The organism is Ensifer sp. MJa1, assembly GCF_037026475.1.
In the GTDB taxonomy this organism is placed as follows: domain Bacteria; phylum Pseudomonadota; class Alphaproteobacteria; order Rhizobiales; family Rhizobiaceae; genus Ensifer.
Genome location: NZ_JAKUMO010000039.1, coordinates 1 through 22,259, shown reverse-complemented (window position 1 = coordinate 22,259; position 22,259 = coordinate 1). Strand labels below are relative to the sequence as shown.

The window sequence follows — 22,259 nt, the reverse complement described above, 5'->3', positions numbered from 1 at the left end:
TGTCAAACTTTACAAGAGTTCCTTGTAATGTTGTAATGCCGGTCATGGAAAAGCAGGGTGTGTATCTCGGGCCGCGACTTCGCAGGCTCCGACGCGATCTAGGATTGACGCAGGCAGAGATGGCCGGAGATCTCGATATCTCGCCATCGTACATCGCGTTGATGGAGGGAAATCAGCGCCCCGTCACGGCGGAAACGCTCCTGCGTCTGGCCAAAGCCTACAAGATCGATTTCTCCGATTTTGCCAATGATGCCGGTCCTGATCTGGTTACACGCCTGCAGAGCGTTGTGAGAGACCCGATTCTCAGCGACGTCGACTTCGGGTCGTTGGAGATTGCCGATGTCGCCCACAGCTTTCCGGCATTCGCCGAAGCGATGCTGAGGCTTCATACCGCCTACAAGGAGGGGCAGTTCGCGCTCGCCGACAAACGCCAATATTCGTCGAACGGAGACGGCGCAGGCCCCGGAGATCCGATAACGGCGGTACGCAGCTTCTTGTCCGCGCGGCGCAACTTTTTTCCGGTGCTGGATGCAGCCTCCGAAAAACTCTCCGCCAGAACTACTGAGAAGGGTGGGCTGAGCGCTTACCTCGAAGCCCGACACAATCTCAAGGTCCGCCGTTTGCCTGCGGAGGTCATGGTCGGATCGCTCCGGCGCCTGGACTGGCACCGGAAGGAGCTCTTGCTCAGCGAGGCGCTCGATCAATCGAGCCTGAACTTCCAGATCGCGCTGCAGCTTGCCTATCTCGAACTAGAGCCGGAGATCCAGTCGGCCGTCGATGAAGGAAACTTCGACACCCCGAATGCGGTGCGGCTGGCCCATCGAGCGATTGCGGCTTACTCGGCGGCTTCGATTGTCATGCCTTACGCGGCGTTTGCGAAAGCTGTCGAAAGCCGGCGCTACGACGTCGAGGTCCTTTCCCGGCAATTCAGCGTCAGTTTCGAACAGACCGCACACCGCCTCACCACGCTTCAAAAGCCTGGTCAGGAGCGAATCCCGTTCTTTTTCATAAAGGTCGACGTCGCCGGCAACGTTTCAAAGCGCCTGAACAGCGGTGCCTTTCCGTTCGCCCGTCACGGGGGTGGCTGTCCTTTGTGGACGGTGCATCAAGTCTTCACAACCCCGAGGCGGGTCATCACCCAGTGGATGGAACTGCCGGACGGCCAGCGCTTCTTCTCGATCGCGCGGACCGTACATGCCGGCGGAGGCAGTTATGGCCTCCCGAGCGTCGAGCGGGCGATTGCGATCGTCTGCGAGGCACAATATGCAGATCGCCTCGTCTACAGTCGCAATCATCCACAGGCCGATGCACCGACGCCGATCGGCATCGCCTGCAAGCTCTGTCAGCGAACAGGTTGCACATCTCGATCGGAGCCTCCGATCGGTCGCCAGCTTCTTCCCGACAACTATCGTCGGACCGAGGCGCCGTTCGGATTTTCGGATGCCTGAAAGGCCGTGTGAACCGGATCTAGGCGCCTGGCGCACCGGTACATCCGACCGGTTCGCCAGCACCGATCAGGCTCCCGCAACGTCTATAGCTGTGGCTTGTTGAGGAGTAGGACAGAGCGCAATCGTTCCGTTAGGGCAGATGCTCTTGCGCCGGACGATGTGAGTTTCCAGATAGGCTTCGAACACTATGCACCGGCTGGTTGCTGTGATGTTCACGTTCTGGGCCAAAAGGATCGCATAATGTATCGACTGGAGCGCCGTTGATCGCTCGACGCTGGCGTCACCTAGGAAGTCTCACACTTCCTACTGAAATTGGACCGGTGACCTAAACGGGAAAAATCACTACCCGTCACTGGACACCACCGGAGGTGCCAGATTGCCAGATAAACTCAAATTTCCCTTTTCGGTCAACTACTTCAATGAATCTTAATCCGGCAACCCTAGAGTACTGCTACCCAAGGGTAATGTCTCGGATTGTCGCTGCCATGGATACAAGCAACCTCGTCGTCTATTTGCCGCCTGCGATGCTGGGTGTGGTTGCAGTCGCATTTCTGTTGCTTTGGTACCTCAAAATTTCGACGTCATGGCAGTGGAGCGCAGGATTTGCGCAAGCGGGATTGGGGTTTGCGCTCGTGCCATTTCCCGTGTCGCCGACATTCGACATCTTTGTAGCTGGCTTCCTCTACATAGGGGCGGCCTATTGCTACGGCAGCGCGATACTGATCCATTTCGGCGCTCCAATGCTCAGGGTGGCGCGGAGGTTGTTCGTCGGGGGGTACACAGTTGTTCACACCATCGCTGTTCTCGTGTTCGAAAGCCTCAGGGCCGAATTGTTTCTGACGGATGTGGCCTTTGCCTGTCTCTTCGGTTTGGCATTGTTTAATGCAGCAACCAAGGTATCGAGCCTCGCCGACCGAGCTATGGTTGTTTCGGGCGTGCTCTTGTTGCTCGACACGTTGACCCGCACTGTTGTTTTCACCTTTTTCATCCAAACCAGTGACCAAATCGCAGATTTCGCAGCATCGGGCTACAATTTGGCTGTTACGGTCACAACGATCACTATCGGACTGTCGTTTCCATTCACAGCGCTGGGGGCTATGGCGTCGGCCGCCATACGAAGACACCGCGAGGCTTCCGAGAGAGACCCACTGACCGGACTGTTCAATCGTCGGGGTTTCGAGTTAGCCGTACCTCGCATGACAAAAGACGCAGTGCGGCGCGGAGCGGTCATTGTTTGCGACATCGACCACTTCAAGCAGGTCAACGATGGTTATGGGCACGCTGTAGGCGATAGCGTCATCGCCGAACTCGCCGCAGAACTTCAGCGTCATCTTGGCTCGCGTGCGGTCACAGCGCGATTTGGTGGAGAAGAGTTCGTGGCCTTCTTGCCGGACGTGTCTCTGGCTGAGGCTTCTGTCATGGCGCATTCTGTTCGCATCCGCTTTGCCGGAAGAGATTGGCGTCCGCACGGCATTGACCGACAGATCACGGTCAGTGTTGGTGTCGCGAGTCTCGCCAATGGCGAAGTCTCTGAAGCTGCCGCAATCAAGCGCGCCGATCGAGCACTTTATACCGCTAAAGCGGCGGGCCGTAACCGGGTAGCGGTGGCAAGGGATGAGAACGATTGTATGGATGCGGTCGAGGCGGTTGCGCTCAATACAACACACGCCACCCGTGACCAGATCGTCGGCTCCCGAGTGTCGGTCGCGTAAAGCACATTTTTTTGTGGCTTCTTCCTGCCAAGTTGGGTGGCGATCAATAAGATCAATTTCAGCAAAGGTCGCGGTCTCCGCTCAGTAATTCCTTGTCGTAAGTTTTTCCGCAAAAGCTTTTGCGACCGAGTGTGAGGCGTGCTGGTGGCCGCCTGGGGATCAGTTTGGCGGTATGGTGGGCCCGGCAGGACTCGAGCCTGCAACCAATCGGTTTTGAGCCGACCGGCTCAGGCCCCACGGGAAGGCCGTACTAACGACAGCAGAGCGGTTGATCAACGGCATCAACGCGATAATGGCGCGCAGGCCTGCAACAGCTTTCTCCGCCGGGATACCATGGCTTGGCTCTGCCGCGCGTTGGGCCGGGTCCCAGAGATGGTAGGCGGCGAACTTTAAAGGGCTTTCCGGCGCCGGCCAAGGCAGGGGGCGCCGTTGGCGAGTAGGCACCAGGCCTTGAGGTAAGCTAGGAAGCAAGAAACGTGTTGTCGCCCATGCCCTCGCTGGCGGGGTGTTTCAGTGTCGCCACGTCATCGTGTTTCAGGACGACATCCGTTGCTTTCTTCCGGACCATATTTATCTCTTGGTGACGTTGGCGTCTTGTAAATTTCCGTAAAGTACGTATTTTACGGAAAAATGGAGGTGCATGATGACATCCACCGTCACCGCCGCTGCGGTCTCCAAGAACTTTGGAGCCTACCAGGACGCAGCCGTGCGCGAGCCGTTGATTATCACCAAGAACGGCCGACCGCGCACGGTTTTGATCGCCTATGAGGACTATCTTCGCTTGATGCGGCGCGAGCGCCGAGTCGAACTGACGAGCGCGTTGGATGCGGACGACCTCGCTGCAGTCGAAACATCCACGATGGATTCTGGACTTGACCATCTCAATGCTGAATTGACGAAGGACAAGAATGCTGCCGACTGAGCCAAAGGTCGGCTGGGTCTTCCGGTATTCCTATCTTTGGCACTGGCAGCATGTGGAGGGACGAGAAGAGGGTGACAAGGATCGCCCGGCGCTCGTTCTTGCCATCGTTGCCACCTTGGAAGATGGAACGCCGGTGGTCCGCGTCCTTCCGATCACGCATACGCCGCCCTCCGACCCAGCCGAGGCAGTCGAGATCCCGCCGGCGACAAAACGTCGTTTGGGACTGGATGACGAACGCTCCTGGATTGTCTTGACCGAAAGCAACCGCTTTGCCTGGCCAGGGCCGGACGTCCGGCCGCTCGACACGGATAGCGGCTACCACGGCCCGTTGCCGCCGGCGCTGTTCGAAGAGGTGAAGTGTCGCTTTGTCGGGCTGGCGCGAAGTCAAAGACATCAGGCGACCCCGCGTAGTTCCTAAAAGCGATTTGTTCCGGCGATGCAAAATGGCGCATCGCATGGCGTTCCGGGAAAGACGGGAACCAATCCCGGCATCATGCGGTTCGCCAGCATCTTGCGCTGGGATATTGATGTCGTAAAAAATGCATCGAACTCCCGTGAAGCAACGGTCAGGCCGAAGTGCAGATCAACCCTGTACAACGGCTTGTTGCGCGTATGTTCACGCTCTGGGCCAAAATGATCGCATAATGTATCGTCCGGAAATGACGTGGGCGCGTTTAGCGCGCCTGGAGTGCGAAATATTTAGTCATCCGAGTATGCGGACAAGGAGCTGCCGAAGCCCGGGCTGCCCCACTTCGTACGCAGCAACTGAAGCCGGCACCCACATCCGTCTCGAAACAGAAAAGACCCCGACCCGGGAGGAGGGGTCGGGGTCCGAGGATCTGATCGGCCCGGGAGGAGGTGAGCCGATCGGCGTCTGACGCAGCGGGAGGAGGTGCTGCGCTTCGACATATTCATCATAAATCACTTCGCATGATTTAATACTGTTCATGCTGCATTGCAGCATTGCGTGATGCGCAGAGCAAACCCGGCGCCTTCGACGCACGAAACGGAAGCAGGAAACGAAATGCCATGACGATCGTCCGCCCCGGCTCAATCAGCTTTTCTGGTTAATGCGATCAGGCTCGCGGTTAGTAGTGCGCTTGCCGCACCGAGCCAGAGAGCACTTGGCACGCCGAAATTATCGACTGCGAGGCCGCCGACCAGCGCGCCGAGCCCGATTGCAAGTTGCGCAATCGACACGAAGAGGGCGGCGATGCTTTCCAGTCGGTCCGATGCAGAACTGAACAGGAATGTTTGCATGGCGATCGGCAGCATGCCGAAACCGAAACCCCAGGCGACAACCCAGGCAATGGCGATAAGCGCACTGCTGCCGGCCAGCAGCAAGCCCGCCACCGACAAGGAGATCAGAAACGCAGTACCGGCAAGCGCGAGGACGAAGTTCCGGCCAGCGGCCCAGCCACCAAACAGGTTTCCGGCAAACCCCGCCGCGCCATAGCCGAGCAGCACCATGCTGAGGGTACCCGTATCGATCCCGGTTGCGCCGATGAGAAACGGCGTGATGTAGGTATAGGCCGCGAATTGCCCGACAAAAATGAGCACGGCTGCCGTCAGACCGATCCGGATCCGCCGCAACCGCAACACGTCCGGAACCTGCTTCAGTCCCGACCCCTTCTGCGCTTTTATTGCCGGTAGCAGAAACTGGAGCGCCGCCACGACCAGCAGCGCCACGCCCGATACGAGCAGGAACGCGGTACGCCAGCCGAACAGGTCGCCAATCAGGGCGCCCGCGGGAACCCCGGCGACGGTGCCCAGCGAGACACCCGAGAAGATCAGTGCCGTGGCACGCGGGCCTTCCGCACCCGGACGCAGGCGTGGGCCGAGCGAGCCGCCAATCGTCCAGAAGCCGCCGACCGCAATTCCGAGCAGCACTCGTCCGAACATCAGTGCGGCAAAGCCCTTGGCTGTTGCGACGATGGCGTTGGAGACGACGAGCAGCAGCAGCAGCCCGACGAGCACACGCTTGCGATCGAAGCGCGCGGCAAATCCGAGGGTCATCGGTGCTGCGATTGCCGCGAGAAGGCCGGGTGTCGTCACCATCAATCCGGCCGTCCCCTCGCTGATGCCAAGGTCGGCCGCTATCAGGGGCAGAAGGCCGACGGGCAGGAATTCGGTGGTGACCAGAGCGAAGGCCCCGACGCCGACACTGGCGACTGCCGCCCAGGAGGCAAGCGGTTTGCTATCCGCGTGGCTTACGGAAACACTGCGGGAGACTGGCATGTCCATGGGAGGATTCCTTGGTGAAGAATAGGGCGAACCGGAGAAAAGGGGCTCCAGTTCGCCGACGATCATTTAACCGAACTTGACGAGGTTAAGGGTGGGCAGAGGGCCGCCGGGGAACTGCACCAGTTTGCCGCCGACCGAGACCGGGCCTAGATCGATGCCAGTGAAACCGAGCCTGGAGATCAGCGCGCCAACTTCCGCCTTGGAGCGCGCATCATCGCCCGAATAAAACAGAACTCGCGAGCCACTCTCGGCTTTCGGATCGCCCGAGATCAGATGCGGTTGCAGATGGTTGAAGGCCTTGACGACGCGGGCACCGGGAACGAGATCGGCAAAGATCTCGGTGGAAAGACGACCGTTCAGCTCGGCCGGCTTGAACAGCGGCGCCTCGATGGCATTGTTGGCGTCGATGACGATGCGGCCGCCGAAATCCGGCAGACCCTTCAGTGCCAGCGGCAGCTTCGACCAGTTGACGGCGACCAGCACCATGTCAGCGCTGGCGACTTCCTCAACTGTACCTGCCTTGATGAAGGGCTTCAGTTCCGTTTCGAGTGCGGCAAGCGAGGCCGGGCCGCGACTGTTGGCGATGGTGGCGGAAATGCTGTTGCGTGCAAGGGCACGAGCGAAGGCCGAGCCGATATTGCCGGCGCCGATGATACCGATAGACATGATGATTTTCCTTTGAATTCGGTGACGGATCAGGCGGTGAAACCACCGTCGGCGACGATGTCGGCGCCGGTTACAAAGGCCGCTTCAGGGCTAACGAGGTAGGCCACGACGCTGGCGACCTCGTAGTCCTTGCCGTAGCGGCCGATTGCCATCCCAGGGCCGACAATCTTTGAAACAGGGCCACCATCCGGATTCATGTCGGTGTCGGTCGGACCGGGATGCACGGTGTTAACGGTGATCCCCTTCGGACCGAGGTCACGCACGAGACTGCGGTTGAAACCGGCAACAGCTCCCTTCGTCAGGGTATAGAGTGAGGCGGTCGGGAAAGCGGCATAGCGGGTCATCGACGAGCCGATATGGACGATACGTCCGCCGGACTTCATCCGCCGTGCGGCTTCCTGAGTTCCGACGAAGACGCCCGTGACATTCACGGCGATCATGCGTTCGTAATCCTCGAACTTGATCTCGTCGATCGGGCCACCAAGGGCGATGCCGGCATTGTTGACGAGAATGTCGAGCGAACCGAACGTCTCTTCTGTTTTCGCGACAGCCGCGCGGACGGATTCCGGATTACCTGAGTCGGCGTGAATGGCGATGGCGCGGCCGCCAGCGGCTTCGATCTCGGTGACGACAGCGGCCGCCTTGTCGGGCGATGCGCTGTAGGTGATGGCGACAGCGGCACCATCGGCGGCGAGACGCTTGGCGATTGCGGCGCCGATCGAGCGCGAGCCGCCGGTTACGAGAGCGGCCTTACCGGCCAGTTTCAGAGAAGTGTTGGTCATTTGGATACCTCCAAGGTTGGTTGATGGAGGCAATATCGGCTTCTTATTTTCTTGCGAAAAGTGGTAATGGGCTATTATCTATTTCAAGCAACTGTTGAAAGTGATGGACATGGAAACGCTCGCCAATCTGGAATCGTTCGTTCGCAGCGCCGAACATGGAAGCTTTTCTGCGGCGGCCCGCCGCTTAGGGCTGACACCTGCTGCCGTCAGCCGCAACGTAGCGGCGCTGGAAAGCAATCTAAAGCTCAGGCTTTTTCAGCGCAGCACACGCAATCTGGCACTCACGGAACCCGGCGAGCGGTTCCTCCTGTCGATCCGCGATCACCTGGCGAGCCTACAGGGGGCTATTGCGGAAGCCACGAGCGATCAATCAGAGCCGGCAGGCGTACTGAAGCTGAGCATGAGCCCCACCTTCGGAATGAACTATATCTTGCCGACTCTGCCCGAATTCATGAGACGCTACCCACTGGTCAGGCCGGAATGGATGTTTGAAAATAGGCAGGTGGATCTGATCGCCGAAGGCTACGATGCGGCGATCGGGGGCGGCTTCGAACTGACCCCCGGCATAGTCGCCAAGACCCTTGCGGCTGCTCACATCATTGCCGTGGCGTCGCCTGCTTACTTGCACAATTGCGCTCAACCACATGATCCCAGAGCCCTGCAGGAACTCGACGGCATCGTCATGCGGTCGATGCGGACCGGTCGTATTCGACAGTGGCAGATGCGGAACGTCGCCGGCGAGGAACAACCGGCCCTGCTGCGGGAAACGATTGTTGTGAACGATCCGGCCGCCATGCGGTCCGCAGCGTTGCTAGGACTCGGGGTCGCAATGATTGCCAAGCCCGACGCGCTACCCGATCTGGAAAGCGGTGAACTGGTCCGGGTGTTACCAGCTTGGTACGCCGATGCTGGCCCGATCTCGATCTATTACGCCAACCGCACACTTCTTCCGCTCAAGACCCGTGTTTTTATCGATTTCCTCGTGGAAACGTTCCAGCGCGAAAAGTGGCCGGAACGCTTTGCAGGGAGTCTGGGGTAGCGAAGGCCGAAATTGAGCTTGGCGAAAACGTTCTGGAAGAGTTTCTTGCAGCGGAAACGGTCGTTCTTGGCGTACCGCAGTACAATTTCAGCGTTCCGAGCCAACTGAAAGCCTGGATCGATCGCATCGCGGCTCCGGGCAAGACCTTCCGGTACACAGCAAGGGAGCTGAAAGCTTGGTGGGAACGAAACGCGTCATCATCGCCCTGGCCCGCGGCGGCTTTTGTGGTCCGGGTTCCCCCGCCGAGAACTTCAAGCACAAGTTACCTCAAGAGCGTCTTTGCCTTTATCGGCATTGCCAACCCTGAAGTTATTACCGATGATGGCGTCAATGTTAGCTCCGAACAGCACGAGTTGTCCCTGAAGGCGGCAAGGGCGAGGATAGCCGAGCTGAAGTCGGGTGGAGTGCCTCTCTGGGTACGGGAGGCTGCGGTTGGAGTCGCCGCGAAGTTTGCAGGGACGCAGTGACTGACGAAACTTATTCAGCTGCAAGTTAATTTAGGGTTTTCTTCTATTGCGCTCGAACGTTGCCTCTATGTGGGACATAGCGGCGGAATGACGCGTCCCTTGCCATCGGTGCGTCAGAAATCGAGTCTCATAACGAGTTCACCATCCAAAATGTCTCCGGCTAGGCGAAAGCCGGCCCGCTCGTAAACGCGCAGCGCTTGAACGTTTTCAGGTTTTACCCCCAACAGGATGCACGTGCAGTCCGGCAAAGCCCGGAGCCGTGCAATGATGGAACCGAGGGCCGAGGATCCGTATCCTCGCCCCTGGACCCGAGCATCGATCATGAGACGATAGATCCAGTAGTTACCGTCGTCCTCGTCAAGGGCATACATCGCAAAGCCGACTGCCTTGCCCTGGGCGCGGATGATCAGGGGTACGCACGCTTCGTTCTCGTCCGCTTCCTTCAGCGAATCCGAGTTTGAAGCGATGAAGCGGGTTTGATCATCGTCCACGTGAAGCGACACGACGCTCGCCCGTTCCTCTGGTGCGACGTCCTCGACCGTGACGACGGATGAGAGCTCGACCATGGGATATTTTTTGGTGTTTTCCATTTGTTTCCTGCAACGGTGCAAGGCACCGATTTCGAGACATATTGGGATAGCGCTAGACTAGGGCATGTCCATCATAATCAGCATCCTGATCACGGTCCTTGTCATCGCCTTGGTGCTGTACCTCGTGCAAAAACTTCCGATTGAATCGACGATGAAGCAGATGGCTCAGATCGTCGTTGTAATCGTCGGCATCGTCTCGTTGCTCAGCTCGCTAAACGTATTCTGATTAAAGCCTGCCACTACTCGACCCAGCCGACGCCACCGGCCGGGAGTGCTCTCAGCCCGCTTTTCCCGCCCTTCCGGTGCGGATTGGACGAAGTCGTCAACATACCTGCGCGCCAGGCGGACTTGAAATTCGCAAAAGGCTCGTTGTCGAACTGCTGACCGGCTCGCTTGACCCTCGCTGGAGCAGTTCATTCCCGTCCTTGGTCGCTATTCCGGTCCTTGGTCGCTTTTGCCCGCCGCCTCCATCCGCGTCATCGCCACTCCTGCCTTGAGTTTCCCTGCGCAGCGGTTTTTCGACTGCGCGGCCTTGATTATCCCATTCTTCAAGCGAATCCCTCATCCGCGCTGCGGAAGCAGGATCCGGGATGTCTACGTCGAAACCCGCCCCGGATGCTTCGATGATGATGGCATCCATGAGGTCTGTATCTGAAATGCCGCGATCGTCGGCTGGAACTCGACCTACATGGCCGCCGCCGTTGCGCTTCTCCGATCGGCCGGCGAAACCGCCCCGGACGACCTGCCGGTCCATACTTCGCCGGTCGGGGGGAGCATATTGCCTCTTGCCTTAACCACACCAATAAAGATCCAGCACTGTCTAATATGCTCTCAGCTTTCGGTGGAGCCTTTTCCTGCTTCGGCTTTCCCACCTCCACGCCTCGATTGGGTTCCATTCAAGGCGTGATCAAGGATTTCCCACGAAGTCACATTAACAAATTCTTAGATTAAGAAAATAACAATGTATTTAGCGACGTATAATCTCCGTATATTTATTGGAACTCACGGCGGTACTGCTAAAAATTGTTGGCTTATATTTCCCGGTATTTTTCCTTGTATAAATAATATCTCTTGGCGTTCGTATCAATTGAGCGCCAAAGGTGCTATGTAAGGATTGCAGTCGCCCTATGCGACGACCGGAGAAGGATCTCTATGAAATTGCGCCCACTCCATGACCGCGTCGTCATCCGGCGCGCGGAAGGCGATCTCAAATCCAACGACGGGATCATCATTTCCGACATTGCCAAGGAAAAGTCACGGGGAGGCGAAGTGATCGCCGTTGGTCCAGGCACGCGTGATGAAGGCGGCAAGCTGATTCCGCTCGACCTTAAGGCCGGTGAAACGATCCTGTTCGGCAATGGTCCGGCCCCGAGTGAAGATCGACGGCGAGGAACTGATCATGAACGAGGCCGACCTCATGGGCATCGTCGAAAAGACCGTCGCGACCAAGAAAGCTGTCTGACGGTCGATTTCCGACCCCGCAATCTCAAGACCGAACTGGACGAACGTAATGTCTGCCAAGGAAATCAAATTCGCCACTGATGCGCGTGATCGAATGCTGCGCGGTGTCGAGCTGCTCAACAACGCCGTCAAGGTGACGCTGGGTCCCAAGGGCCGCAATGTGGTCATCGACAAGGCCTATGGCGCGCCGCGCATAACCAAGGACGGCGTCGCCGTTGCCAAGGAAATCGAGCTGGCGGACAAGTTCGAGAACATGGGCGCGCAGATGGTGCGCGAGGTGGCCTCTAAGACCAACGACCTCGCCGGTGACGGCACTACGACGGCGACTGTGCTCGCTGCCTCCCTCCTGCGCGAAGGCGCCAAGCTCGTCGCCGCCGGCATGAACCCGATGGATCTCAAGCGTGGCATCGACCTTGGTGTCGCTGCTGTCGTCAAGGAAATCCAGGCGCGCGCCAAGAAGGTCGAGTCGGCGGGCGAGATTGCGCAAGTCGGCACCATCGCCGCCAATGGCGACGCGACGGTCGGCGAGATGATCGCCAAGGCGATGGACAAGGTCGGCAATGAAGGCGCCATCACCGTCGAGGAAGCCAAGACGGCCGAGACCGAACTCGACGTTGTCGAGGGCATGCAATTCGACCGCGGCTATCTCTCGCCCTATTTCGTCACCAATGCCGAGAAGATGCGCGTGGATCTGGAGGACCCCTACATCCTCATCCACGACAAGAAGCTTGGCAATTTGCAAGCGATGTTGCCGATACTCGAGGCGGTCGTGCAGAGCGGCAAACCGTTGCTGATCCTCTCCGAGGATGTCGAGGGCGAAGTTCTGGCGACGCTGGTCGTAAACAAGTTGCGCGGTGGCCTGAAGGTCGCGGCTGTCAAGGCGCCGGGCTTCGGCGACCGCCGCAGGGCCATACTGGAAGACATTGCCGTCCTCACGGCCGGCCAGATGCTTTCCGAGGATCTCGGCATCAAGCTCGAGAACGTCACGCTCGACATGCTCGGTTGCTCCAAGCGCGTGCTGATAGAGAAGGACACCACCACGATCATCGACGGCTCTGGCGATAAAGCGACCATCCAGGCGCGCATCCAGCAGATCAAGGCACAGATCGAGGAGACGACCTCCGATTATGACAAGGAAAAACTGCAGGAACGGCTGGCGAAACTCGCCGGCGGCGTCGCGGTAATCCGCGTTGGCGGCGCGACCGAAATCGAGGTCAAGGAAAAGAAGGACCGCATCGACGATGCGCTGAACGCCACGCGTGCCGCGGCTGAGGAAGGCATTGTTCCTGGCGGTGGTGTTGCTCTGTTGCGCGCCAGGTCGGTCCTTGTCGGATTAACCGGACCGAATGCGGACGTCACGGCCGGCATCTCGATTGTGCTCAGGGCGCTTGAAACCCCGATCCGACAGATCGCTGAGAACGCCGGTGTGGAAGGCTCGATCGTCGTGGGAAAACTCACCGACAGCAGGGATTACAACCAGGGCTTTGACGCGCAGACGGAGACCTATGTCGATATGATCAAAGCCGGCATCGTCGACCCGGCGAAGGTCGTGCGCACCGCTTTGCAGGACGCCGGCTCAATCGCGGCACTTCTGATCACTGCTGAAGCGATGATCGCCGACATTCCCTCAAAAGAATCTGCCCGGCCGGCCGGTAACGGCAGCATGGGCGGGATGGGATATTGAGAACAGTGCCTGAACGACGTTGGTGCACGGATGACCTGGTAAACCGATTTGAGGCCCACATATGCGAAACGCGTTGAATTGGCTGGGCCAGCCAATTGGCCTCGCGGCGTCAGAGGCCGCCATTCACCAAAAACGACGACGAAGGTCATGAGCGGGTGACGACGCAGAACGGGCACGAACAGGTGCCTATGTCGTCCGCCAATGAAGGCGCCGCGCTCATCGAAAGGACGTTCGGCAACCAGATCAAGCCCGCCGTGAACGGCAGCGCCTCGCTCGACAAGAGCGAGAAATGACAGTTCCGAACCTCTCAGTCCAACGGAAAGGATGGCGACGAAGATCGTGATTGCGTTCCGCCATGTTCGGGATGCGGACGACGCGCATGCGATCGTCGGCCCGCGAAAACCGTGGAAACTGCCGATCTCGATTAGGCGATAGAGTTTGCGCGGGAGCTCTTCCGGACGCTCGACATGCCGCAGTGTCGGGACGCCATGACCAGATCGACGGTGATGGAAACACGATCCATTCAAGCAGGCTTGACACCATCGAGAACCTTGATGAAAGGCCACAACCATGAACGCCCACAGCAATGAGACTGAAGCCTGGCGAAATGCGTTAGCGATCAGCATCTGGGAAAATGAAGGCGGGACGCCAGCGCGCGACACAATGGATGATCAATGCGGCCGCCGCATCGATGCGGATCGCTCATGGGCGGTCTATCACGTGTTCACAGGCGCACCGGCGCGTGTCGGCAGCAACCTTCGGAATATAGAACGCCGGATAAAACGGATCAGGCTATCGGCCCCCGCGCGGTCCGCGTCGCGCGAAACAGAAGCACGCTGATTATGACACTGTCATTTCCGAATCCGAGCCGCAGCCTCGATGAAACAAGAAACGCCGTCCGTTTCATCGGCCATGACGGTATGTTCGAGGCGCGGTTCTTCGTCAAGGCCCAGGCGCTCATGATAGCGGATGCCGAATTGGGCAGGTCCATCTACGAAGTCGCACGCAAGGTCTATTCCAGTGGCCGCCGCGACTCCTATACACTGACCGCCGCCGATTTCCGCTAGGATGGATGCAGATGCTGATCCGCTACGGTTATGAGATCACGCTGAACTGCCAGCAACCGACCGCGTTGGTATGCCTGCTGTCGGTCCACGAGGATCGCGCGGCCGATATCCGGGTTCCTGAAACGACATTCACCGCGCCTGATGTGCCGACATCGACCTATCGCGATCTCTTCGGCAACCGATGCCGGCGGCTTGTTGCTCCGGCGGGTGACCTGACGATATGGGGCGATGCCACGATCGAGGACGACGGAAAACCGGACAAGGTGTTGCCAGCCGCCCAAGAGCTCCCAGTGCCGGAGTTGCCGGACGATTGCCTCGCCTACCTCATGGGCAGCCGCTATTGCGATACCGACCGTCTCAGCCAGAGCGCTTGGGACATGTTCGGCGCGGTCACGCCCGGTTGGGGGCGTGTGCAAGCGATCTGCGATTTCGTCCACGACCATATCCGCTTCGACTACATGCAGGCCCGGTCGACGCGGACGGCCTTCGAAGTCTTCCATGAGCGCGTTGGTGTCTGCCGCGACTTCGCGCATCTTGCGATCACGCTCTGTCGCTCTCTCAACATTCCCGCACGCTATATCAGCGGTCATCTCGGCGACATCGGCGTCCCGGTCGTGGACCCGATGGATTTTAGTGCCTGGATGGAGGTCTTCCTGGACGATGGATGGCACACCTTCGATCCGCGCAACAATACGCCGCGCGTCGGCAGGATCGTGGTTGCACGCGGCCGTGACGCGGCCGATGTCCCCCTCATCAACTCGTTCGGGCCGCATCTCCTGAAGTCGTTCCGGGTGTGGACTTATGAGGTGCCGGCCTTGCAATAGCCACTGGAGACATTTGCCGATCAAAACGCAGGAGCGGTTCACGGCATGAACGACAGCCTCTCACGGCTTCCCAGGGAACCGGCAGACCGGCTCACCAAGCCATTCATGCGATTCCTCCGCATCGAGGCTACGGCGGGCATTATCCTGTTGCTCAGCACGCTCTTGGCGCTCAGCCTCGCAAACACAGCGTGGTCGTCGTCGTTCCTCGCCTTATGGGAGATGCCTGCGGGCGTCAGAGTTGGCGACATCGAGAATCTCCCGTTCGCTGAAGCACTGGATCAACAACTTTTGTGTGTCTGTTCGCCGCACTACTGTTCACGTTCCAGAGCCGACCAACACCGCAGCAAACTGCCCGAAAGCGAGTTCTTCACGATCGACTACTTCAATCGCAATGACCCGATAGCACGACGCCACCGCGCTAGACTAAACTGGCGGCCAAAACCACAGGATCAGAGGCACGCCCAGCAAGACCACAATGAACGAGAGCGGCAGCCCCAATTTCCAATAGTCGCCAAAGCGATAACCGCCGGGACCCAACACCAAAGTGTTGCACTGGTGTCCAACAGGCGTGATAAAATCGCACGCCGCCCCTACCGCGACTGCCATCAGAAACGCATCCGGATTGTAGCCAAGGCGCTGAGCAAGGGTGACCGCGATCGGCGCGACGACGAGAACGGTGGCTGCATTGTTCAAAAACGGCGTTGCGGCCATTGCGACCACCATGATCATTGCAAGCGCCCCATAGAAGGGCAATGTGCTAGCGAACTGAGCGAGGCCGCCGGCGATAAGGTCGGCGCCACCAGTCGTGCGGATCGACTCGCTGACCGGAATGAGAGCGCCCAGCATTATCAGGATGGGCCAATCGACAGCCTCGTAAGCTTCCCGAAGCGAAAGTGAACCGAGCATTACCGTCAGCACAGCAGCCGTAAAGAAGGCCGTGGCGACGGGCAGTAGGCCGAATGCCGTTAGCACCATGGCACCAGCCAGGACGACCACCGGAATCAGGCCTTTTCGGGTGTTCCCCAAGCGGATTTCGCGCCCGGCCAACGGAAGAAGACCGAGTTCCATCAACCTGCTCGGGAGAAGCACGAGATCGCCCTTCAAAACGAGAACGTCGCCTGGTCTTAACGCGATGTCGCGCAATCGATCAGTGAAGCGCTCGCTGCTTCGGCTTACTGCGAGCAGATTGATGTTGAAGCGATCATGCAGCGCCAAACGCTTGGCGGTTTGCCCGATCAAGACTGATTTCGGGCCGATCACCGCCTCAATTCCGGCAATCTCCTCGTCGACTCCCTTTGCTTCCGTAGGGCGGTCGTGCCCCTCCAGTTCCAAACGCGCACGACTGATGCCTCGCTCGAGCGCCTGGGGGTCTCCCTCCAACAGAACGATATCCCCTTGACGGAGTACGACGTCCGGCAGTGGCCTCAGCGGTTCGACCCGATTGCGAATGAGGCCAGTGACCAGGACCTCCTCGTCCAACAAGATCGACAGGTGACGGATCGACTTGCCGATGACGGACGAAGTCGCAGTAACGCGGGCCTCAGTCATGTAGTCGTTGATGTTTAGCGCCTTCTCCATTGTCGCGACCGCCTTGCGCTCCTTGGGAAGCAGCCGGTAGCCAAAAGCCAGAAAGATCACTCCCGCTGCGGCAAGCCCTATGCCGACAGGGGTGAAATCGAACATGTTGAAAGGGCGGCCCGTCAGTTCCTCGCGCATCCGGGAGACGACGATGTTCGGCGATGTGCCGACGAGGGTCGTGAGTCCGCCAAGCAAGGAACCGAACGCCATCGGCATGAGAAAAGACGAAGGGGAGGCTTTCGAGCGGCGCGCCATCTGGAATGCGACTGGGATCAACATCGCCAGCGCACCGATATTCTTGATGAAGACGGAGAGAAACGAGACAGTCGTCACGAGAATAACGACCTGCCCCTGCACAGAGGTCACGCTGGGTGCCAGGCGATGCAGCAATGCCTCTATGACACCACTGCGCTCAATCGCGGCGCTGACGACCAGCGCGCTGGCTACAATGATGACGATGTCGTCGCCGAAGCCGGAGAACGCTGCGTTGTGCGGCACGATGCCGGTGAAAACCGCGGCAAGCAGCGCGAGGACTGCAATGAGGTCGTAGCGGAGCCGTCCCCATATGAATGCGACCATCAGGCCGATCAGAATGGCGAAGGCGAAAGCCTGAGCCTGTGTCATGGATAAAGTCCCGATCCACTCTTCCCATTTTACGCGCCTGAAAGAGCCAATGTCGGGATAATTTACCAGCTTCGCGTCGTAGAGCGGATGCACGCTTGATCAGACGACTACAGGATGCTTCCGAAAAGGACCGAATAGACAATCACGGCAATCGCCAGCGTATACGCAAGCGATACGAACAGCCGCGTGAAGTCGTAGGTATAGAAGCGGGCGGGGATGAGGTTTTTCATAGCGATCTCCCGATTTCGTTTCGTCGAGATGCCCAAAGCGCCGCGTGAGCGCGCTTCAGGATAGCGAGCGACTGCAACTCGTGCTGACCTTGCCGAGGATGTCCGCTGGAACTTGAATATCGGCCATAATGGTCGCTACGAGTTCGTCACGCTTCGCGCGATTGTCGTAGCCCTCAAGCGTTGCGAGATCCGTGCTGTTGGCAGCAGCCATTCGTCCTGCCGCACCTGAACAAATGCCGGCAAACGCATCCACTCTGGCCGTTTCCGCCGCCAGAGTGCTGGCAGTCGTGGTGGTGAGCCATCCCGCATTGAAGCCGATGATTGGGCTGAAGAAAAGCCCGACAACCAAACCAATCGCGTAGGGTTTTGTCCGTTCAAGGATTTGCTCGAATGTCATGATTTTATTCCCTCTAATCAGGTGATTATCGGGATCGTTGCGGGCCCGCGCTCCGACCAGGAGCCAATGGCAATCCAGATTTTTTACAGTGCTCTCTAAACTAGATAATGTAAACAGACATAGGAATTGTTTTTTAAAAAATATACAGAACCTAAAATGAAGGAATATCCTCTGGTACACATTATGAATCCTCCGGTGATTATCGAAAATAAATTTAACATATGCAGTAGGAATTGGCGTTCTTTCCGCTCGGGCGTGGAGTTGTGTTTAGAAAACTTAGTAAAGCCTCAATCAGGCCATATGGATTGAACCTCGTTCTGAGGCCAGTTCGGCCTTTGCTTCATCAGAGGCTCTAGACCCACCAAACTCACCGATCATCGATCCAGCTTATCGGCCCGTCGGTGAGCCTCGGAGTTCGAACAAATACTTCCCCGGTGCGGCGGAAGCCGATCGTATCGCCGCCAAGCTCCGGTGAAGCGCAATTGGCCTTCAGTATTGCATCCGCCAAGATGCCAAGGGGCGTCAGCTGGAAGATGATTTGGAGCCGCGCGAATGGAGTATCTTTCCGCTGAAGTACAGCAGCGACCCGCCCCGAGGAGGGTGACAAGATGAAAAGCAAACACGAAGAGCACGCCCTCGCGATCAGTGCATGGGAGTCTGAAGGCGGTGCGCCCGACAGATCCGGACGACTCTATCAGTATGGCCGTCGTTTCGAAGGAGACGGCACCTACACGATCTACCATGTCTTTACGGGCGAGGTTGCAAGGATAGGCTCCTGGACGATGGAGGGGCTCAGCCCCAAGAATGCTGCGCGAGCGCTGCGCGTTCTCAATGCCCCACAAGTGGCTCCGGAATAAGCGATGTACGGCTACCGAAACTGATGGCGGTGCTGTCATGAGCGCGGCCAGAAACTGCCGCCTGATTGGCCGCTGGCGGATCGTCGAGGCCGATCTGTGGGGTCGGGATTATCTCGACCTGGTCGAGCCCGCCACAATCACCATCAGGGCCAACGGTCATGGCGAAATCGCCTTCGGTGCGATGCAAGCGGGCCTCTTGCGAGGACGTCTCCGGCCGATTTGCTGGGGGGCATGCGGCAGGCAATGCGGGAAACGTTGGAAAGGAAGGGCGCATATTGTTGCGCCGCGGCGTCCTGCGTGCGAACATACTCTACGCTGCCGGCCTCACACAGTGTGGCAAGACGATGGGCAAGCGCATCGCTGTTTCCTCCCGGGACATAGTACCGCCGCCTCGTGGGTGGGCGTCGTGCGTCTTGGATCTGCCGTTGCCATTCGTCGAGCAAGCCTGAGGCGTCGGAGAGACGGCGTTCCTTTGAAGGTCCTTGACCTTGCGCCGTGACCCAATCCATCCGTTGCAGGGCGGTGAGGGTTTCAGATGCGGTGCCAGGAGAGACCTCCGCCAGCTTAGAAAGCTCTGTTACCCCGATCCAGTCTCGGCGCTTCATTAGGAGCGCATGCAAGACCTGCGATCGCTTGCCGGTAAACAATGAGCCGACGGACTTTTCGAAAGTCTTGGGGACGGGGCGCTCGACATAAAGGTAGGCGCCCATTGCGGGGACGAAGAGGCTGCCGCCTGTATCGAAAAAGCCGACATTTTCGTCGCGGAGCAGTTCTCTCGCGCCCACCGAAATGGCTTCCGCGGCCACCAGAGGTACGACGTTCTGTTCGTGGTTGCGAGCATACTCATTCCTCGCGTGGCTTATCTGCCAGAGGATTTGTCGGACATCGCGCGGATAGACGGTTCGCTTCACTTCGACGAGAAGGACCATGGGCTTGTCGGCGATCATGAGGTCGACCTCTGCGTCGAGCGCATACCGCAGCGGTGTGATTGGGTGTTGTACGTTGAGCATCGACGCCTGAGCATGAGGGAGTGTCTGGAGGGTGCTTAGCAGGGCATCCAGTGTCTCATTCTTGCGTTCGTGCTCGCTTCTGGTTTGCATACGTGACCATTTTCGCTGTGCAGTGAATAAGGCCACAGCGCCGAATATTCGAGAAAATGGCAATATTTACTGCGCAGTGAGTAACCGACGATCGAGCGAACTCGCAGAGACGGTCTTCTCTACACGGTTGCGCATCCTATCGTCCGGAACTTTTCGCTCTGCCGTTTGGAGCGATGCTTTGTGGTGAGCCGCCTAAAGAGTTCTCTTCTGGCCACGGCCAGGGGATGTACCTGCAGTGGCCATTGAGGGGCTATGTAAAGGTCGGGTTCCCCGGCCTTTTTCTTTGGCAAGATCGAATGGCGGACTGCCCTGTAAATCTCACGGGCGCCCCGGCCAGGGCAATTGTGGCGGACCTTCCGCCGTAAGAACGAATGCGGTTGCTATTCGAACGGCAAAGGCGCAGTGTTCAGCCTTCAGTAGCAGATGAAACGGGCGCTACTGCTTGAGGGCTGGATACCCTGGCCCCAAGCAAGGGAACGCCATGTCTTTCCCCGCACGCCACATTTCGCCTTCCGAACGAGCAAAGATTCAGTGGGTCCTGGACGATGCTGGTTACAGCGCCGACCTTCTTGTCCACGACCCGAGGCTCGTTGAGACTGCCTCGTTGCTGGTAACTCTGCTGCTGCGTGAGGGAGATTACTCGCGTTCTGGGCTAGCAGAGAAGCTCGAGTGCCGGTTGGGAAAAGCCGGCAAGTACAGGCAACCACTAGGTTTTCGATTGGCGCGCTACGCAATCCAAGGTCTTCCTCCCGGGCTGCAATCTCTTTTGAGGTGAGTGATGCATGCATGATGTAGAACGGCCCTCCCGCGACGGACAGCCGCATTAGCTTCCCGCTCCTTCCCATCACAACTTAAAGGTTCAACTGGAGAGATGAATTGATGCGCCAGCTATCGTATTTTGCCTTGGCTCTCAAAACGAGCGTGCTTCTATCTGCGACGTTGTTCGTCATCCCCGCCGCTTATGGCCAAGGTACACTTCCGGTGCCCGCGAATGCCGAAGCAAATCGCTATGGCTCAGGGTGGGAGTGTACTCGTGGCTTTAGAAGAGAAGCCGATTCCTGTGTTGCGGTGACGGCTCCCGACCACGGCTTCCTGACAAACGAGTCCTATGGCAAGGGCTGGGAATGCGACTACGGCTTTGCCGAGAGGGGGGGGCAGTGCCTTGCCGTTGAGTTGCCTGCCAACGCCTATCTTGACCCGTACTCTGGCGACCGTTGGCGATGCGTGCGCGGATATCGCCCCAACGGCGACGGATGCGACCTTATCGAGGTGCCGGACAATGCGTTCCTGACGGACACAAGCTATAGTGAGGGGTGGGAGTGTGAGCGCGGTTACCAGGTTGTCGATGGCAAGTGCGTGGCATTGAACGTTCCTGAGCATGCCTATCTGACAACCAGCGGCAATGAATGGTTGTGCGACCGCGGATATGAAGCGAAGGACCAGGCCTGTGTTGTCGTGAAGGTTCCCAAAAACGCAAGCTTCGCGGACACTTCCTACGGGCATAAATGGAAATGTGACCGCGGCTTTGTAGCAAAGGGATTCGCATGCTCAGAAATCAAGCTTCCTGAAAACGCTCATCTCGATCATTCTGGTAACGGCTGGGAGTGCAACCGGCCGTATCGGGTCAGCAAGGAGGCGTGCCGTATGGAGTGATGACGTCTGGCAGTTTGCGGCTTGGCTCGGGTATCTAGAGGCCCTAGGCTACTGGCGTGGCGAGAATTGCCTCGCGACTAGAGACGAGCCAGAGTTAAATTTGCACCCTGAAGCAAAGGAATTGGCTTCACCCGATTGTTCCGCTTGATTGCAGTAGGCAGGGGTAGGAAATGGCCGGCGTCCTCCCGCCTTACAGTCAATGCCGCAGCTCAGTTTTTAGTTGACGCAGCGAGGGGTGCTATTCGTCGCCAACATCACGACCTTGTCTTCGATCTACATATTATCTTTCACGAAACGCATCATCCGCGGTCCGCGCGACCGGACGCCGGATCACCGCTTCCACGTTGGCCAGCTTGTTCGCGCCAAGGGCGCGCCGACGAAAGAGTCAATTGCCGAAGAAACCTATCGCATAGCCGCGACGTTGCCGATCCGCGACAATGCGCTCCAGTACCGCATACGCAGCAACGGCGAATGCCATGAACGGGTGACCGATGAAGGCGATCTCGAGCTGGTCAGTGTCGGCAATGACGGAATGGCGCTTGCCGGACGCTCGTTCAAGAGCCGGAGCATCCTGTAGATCCAACCAACCGCAAACGGATTAGCCGAAGGAGGCGATCATGAAGTACCACATACCGGCTCAGATATATCTCTTCGACTATCGCGGTCTTTTTGCCTGGATCGCACTTTCGCTGGCGGTCGCCGTCGTCGTCACCACAATCCTCTTCGGGCGGTTATTGTGATCGCGCGCGGCCGAAGCCGAGGCCCGTCCCACGCTCCACCTGACCGACCCGCCGCAACCAGGTAAGCTCTGAATTCAACTGCGCAAGAGATGCAAGAGATCATGTCCCAGGGAGTGGTGTAGGTGGCGGGAGGTAGCAAAGCCGAGCGCCCGCGCGCTTCTCGTTGCGCTGTAG

Annotated in this window: 24 protein-coding genes and 3 pseudogenes; 18 read left to right on the top strand and 9 right to left on the bottom strand. The window is 58.4% G+C overall.

Annotated elements, in window-relative coordinates:
- Positions 1–44: 44 nt before the first annotated feature.
- From MKZ91_RS30280 to MKZ91_RS30260, 4 genes are all read left to right on the top strand, one after another.
- Positions 45–1,448: a helix-turn-helix domain-containing protein gene (locus MKZ91_RS30280; protein ID WP_336174725.1), complete on the top strand. Its 1,404-nt coding sequence runs from the start codon at positions 45–47 to the stop codon at positions 1,446–1,448.
- A gap of 485 nt (positions 1,449–1,933) precedes the next feature.
- On the top strand, positions 1,934–3,160 hold the full coding sequence (locus MKZ91_RS30275; protein WP_336174724.1) for a GGDEF domain-containing protein: 1,227 nt from the start codon (positions 1,934–1,936) through the stop codon (positions 3,158–3,160).
- 643 nt (positions 3,161–3,803) lie between these two features.
- Complete coding sequence (locus MKZ91_RS30265) at positions 3,804–4,082, top strand: type II toxin-antitoxin system Phd/YefM family antitoxin (RefSeq protein WP_336174723.1); 279 nt, start codon at positions 3,804–3,806, stop codon at positions 4,080–4,082.
- Complete coding sequence (locus MKZ91_RS30260) at positions 4,069–4,500, top strand: plasmid maintenance toxin (PemK-like) (RefSeq protein WP_336174722.1); 432 nt, start codon at positions 4,069–4,071, stop codon at positions 4,498–4,500. Before MKZ91_RS30265 ends, MKZ91_RS30260 begins: the two co-directional genes overlap by 14 nt.
- Positions 4,501–5,132: 632 nt before the next feature.
- Here the strand turns inward: MKZ91_RS30260 and MKZ91_RS30255 are convergent.
- The 3 genes from MKZ91_RS30255 to MKZ91_RS30245 form a co-directional block, all read right to left on the bottom strand.
- Positions 5,133–6,326 carry an MFS transporter gene (locus tag MKZ91_RS30255; protein WP_336174721.1) on the bottom strand — a complete coding sequence of 398 codons (1,194 nt, stop codon included), beginning with the start codon at positions 6,324–6,326 and terminating at the stop codon, positions 5,133–5,135.
- A 66-nt stretch (positions 6,327–6,392) separates the two neighbouring features.
- Positions 6,393–6,992, bottom strand: coding sequence for an NADPH-dependent F420 reductase (locus MKZ91_RS30250; protein ID WP_442892369.1), 600 nt, complete (start codon positions 6,990–6,992; stop codon positions 6,393–6,395).
- Between the two features lie 29 nt (positions 6,993–7,021).
- Positions 7,022–7,774, bottom strand: coding sequence for a 3-oxoacyl-ACP reductase family protein (locus MKZ91_RS30245; protein ID WP_336174720.1), 753 nt, complete (start codon positions 7,772–7,774; stop codon positions 7,022–7,024).
- A gap of 109 nt (positions 7,775–7,883) precedes the next feature.
- Between MKZ91_RS30245 and MKZ91_RS30240 the strand changes: the two genes are divergently transcribed.
- Positions 7,884–8,813 (top strand): LysR family transcriptional regulator, encoded by a 930-nt coding sequence (locus tag MKZ91_RS30240; protein ID WP_336174719.1) that lies wholly within the window; start codon positions 7,884–7,886, stop codon positions 8,811–8,813.
- Positions 8,780–9,280 carry an NAD(P)H-dependent oxidoreductase gene (locus tag MKZ91_RS30235; RefSeq protein WP_336174718.1) on the top strand — a complete coding sequence of 167 codons (501 nt, stop codon included), beginning with the start codon at positions 8,780–8,782 and terminating at the stop codon, positions 9,278–9,280. The genes MKZ91_RS30240 and MKZ91_RS30235 overlap by 34 nt, the downstream gene beginning before the upstream one ends.
- A 113-nt stretch (positions 9,281–9,393) precedes the next feature.
- Here the strand turns inward: MKZ91_RS30235 and MKZ91_RS30230 are convergent, their stop codons facing one another.
- Positions 9,394–9,870: a GNAT family N-acetyltransferase gene (locus tag MKZ91_RS30230; RefSeq protein WP_336174717.1), complete on the bottom strand. Its 477-nt coding sequence runs from the start codon at positions 9,868–9,870 to the stop codon at positions 9,394–9,396.
- 64 nt (positions 9,871–9,934) lie between these two features.
- Here MKZ91_RS30230 and MKZ91_RS30225 point away from each other — a divergent pair, with 64 nt between their 5' ends.
- Entirely contained in the window at positions 9,935–10,096 is a 162-nt protein-coding gene (locus tag MKZ91_RS30225; protein ID WP_336174716.1) for a Thivi_2564 family membrane protein, read from the top strand.
- Between the two features lie 187 nt (positions 10,097–10,283).
- On the opposite strand, the pseudogene MKZ91_RS30220 reads toward MKZ91_RS30225, so the two are convergent.
- Positions 10,284–10,537 (bottom strand): annotated as a pseudogene (locus tag MKZ91_RS30220) (hypothetical protein); the annotation flags it as partial.
- 485 nt (positions 10,538–11,022) lie between these two features.
- On the opposite strand from MKZ91_RS30220, the pseudogene MKZ91_RS30215 reads away from it, so the two are divergent.
- The 6 genes and pseudogenes from MKZ91_RS30215 to MKZ91_RS30190 form a co-directional block, all read left to right on the top strand.
- Positions 11,023–11,332: pseudogene (locus MKZ91_RS30215) on the top strand (co-chaperone GroES).
- 48 nt (positions 11,333–11,380) lie between these two features.
- Positions 11,381–13,015, top strand: a complete 1,635-nt coding sequence (groL, locus tag MKZ91_RS30210) for a chaperonin GroEL (RefSeq protein ID WP_336174715.1) — start codon at positions 11,381–11,383, stop codon at positions 13,013–13,015.
- 155 nt (positions 13,016–13,170) lie between these two features.
- A complete protein-coding gene (locus MKZ91_RS30205) occupies positions 13,171–13,308 on the top strand; it encodes a hypothetical protein (RefSeq protein WP_336174714.1) in 138 nt (45 codons plus the stop codon).
- Positions 13,309–13,857: 549 nt separating this feature from the next.
- Entirely contained in the window at positions 13,858–14,082 is a 225-nt protein-coding gene (locus MKZ91_RS30200) for a DUF1488 family protein (RefSeq protein ID WP_336174713.1), read from the top strand.
- 11 nt (positions 14,083–14,093) lie between these two features.
- Positions 14,094–14,906, top strand: a complete 813-nt coding sequence (locus tag MKZ91_RS30195) for a transglutaminase-like domain-containing protein (RefSeq protein WP_336174712.1) — start codon at positions 14,094–14,096, stop codon at positions 14,904–14,906.
- Positions 14,907–14,951: 45 nt separating this feature from the next.
- Positions 14,952–15,192 (top strand): annotated as a pseudogene (locus MKZ91_RS30190) (Na+/H+ antiporter NhaA); the annotation flags it as partial.
- 137 nt (positions 15,193–15,329) lie between these two features.
- Here the strand turns inward: MKZ91_RS30190 and MKZ91_RS30185 are convergent.
- The 3 genes from MKZ91_RS30185 to MKZ91_RS30175 form a co-directional block, all read right to left on the bottom strand.
- Entirely contained in the window at positions 15,330–17,108 is a 1,779-nt protein-coding gene (locus MKZ91_RS30185; protein WP_336174711.1) for an SLC13 family permease, read from the bottom strand.
- A 107-nt stretch (positions 17,109–17,215) separates the two neighbouring features.
- Positions 17,216–17,338 carry a hypothetical protein gene (locus MKZ91_RS30180; protein ID WP_336174710.1) on the bottom strand — a complete coding sequence of 41 codons (123 nt, stop codon included), beginning with the start codon at positions 17,336–17,338 and terminating at the stop codon, positions 17,216–17,218.
- A 55-nt stretch (positions 17,339–17,393) separates the two neighbouring features.
- Entirely contained in the window at positions 17,394–17,735 is a 342-nt protein-coding gene (locus MKZ91_RS30175; RefSeq protein WP_336174709.1) for a hypothetical protein, read from the bottom strand.
- Positions 17,736–18,343: 608 nt separating this feature from the next.
- Between MKZ91_RS30175 and MKZ91_RS30170 the strand changes: the two genes are divergently transcribed.
- The gene (locus tag MKZ91_RS30170; protein ID WP_336174708.1) at positions 18,344–18,592 is read left to right on the top strand and encodes a hypothetical protein; all 249 of its coding nucleotides are present in this window, start codon (positions 18,344–18,346) and stop codon (positions 18,590–18,592) included.
- Positions 18,593–18,735: 143 nt separating this feature from the next.
- On the opposite strand, the gene MKZ91_RS30165 is transcribed toward MKZ91_RS30170, so the two are convergent.
- Entirely contained in the window at positions 18,736–19,692 is a 957-nt protein-coding gene (locus MKZ91_RS30165) for a hypothetical protein (protein ID WP_336174707.1), read from the bottom strand.
- A 481-nt stretch (positions 19,693–20,173) separates the two neighbouring features.
- Here MKZ91_RS30165 and MKZ91_RS30160 point away from each other — a divergent pair, with 481 nt between their 5' ends.
- The 4 genes from MKZ91_RS30160 to MKZ91_RS30145 all read left to right on the top strand — a co-directional run bounded on the left by MKZ91_RS30160 (position 20,174) and on the right by MKZ91_RS30145 (position 22,085).
- On the top strand, positions 20,174–20,467 hold the full coding sequence (locus tag MKZ91_RS30160; RefSeq protein WP_336174706.1) for a hypothetical protein: 294 nt from the start codon (positions 20,174–20,176) through the stop codon (positions 20,465–20,467).
- Positions 20,468–20,571: 104 nt separating this feature from the next.
- Positions 20,572–21,345, top strand: a complete 774-nt coding sequence (locus tag MKZ91_RS30155; RefSeq protein WP_336174704.1) for a hypothetical protein — start codon at positions 20,572–20,574, stop codon at positions 21,343–21,345.
- Positions 21,346–21,580: 235 nt separating this feature from the next.
- Positions 21,581–21,922 carry a hypothetical protein gene (locus MKZ91_RS30150; RefSeq protein ID WP_336174702.1) on the top strand — a complete coding sequence of 114 codons (342 nt, stop codon included), beginning with the start codon at positions 21,581–21,583 and terminating at the stop codon, positions 21,920–21,922.
- Positions 21,923–21,962: 40 nt separating this feature from the next.
- A complete protein-coding gene (locus MKZ91_RS30145; RefSeq protein WP_336174701.1) occupies positions 21,963–22,085 on the top strand; it encodes a hypothetical protein in 123 nt (40 codons plus the stop codon).
- Positions 22,086–22,259 lie beyond the last annotated feature (174 nt).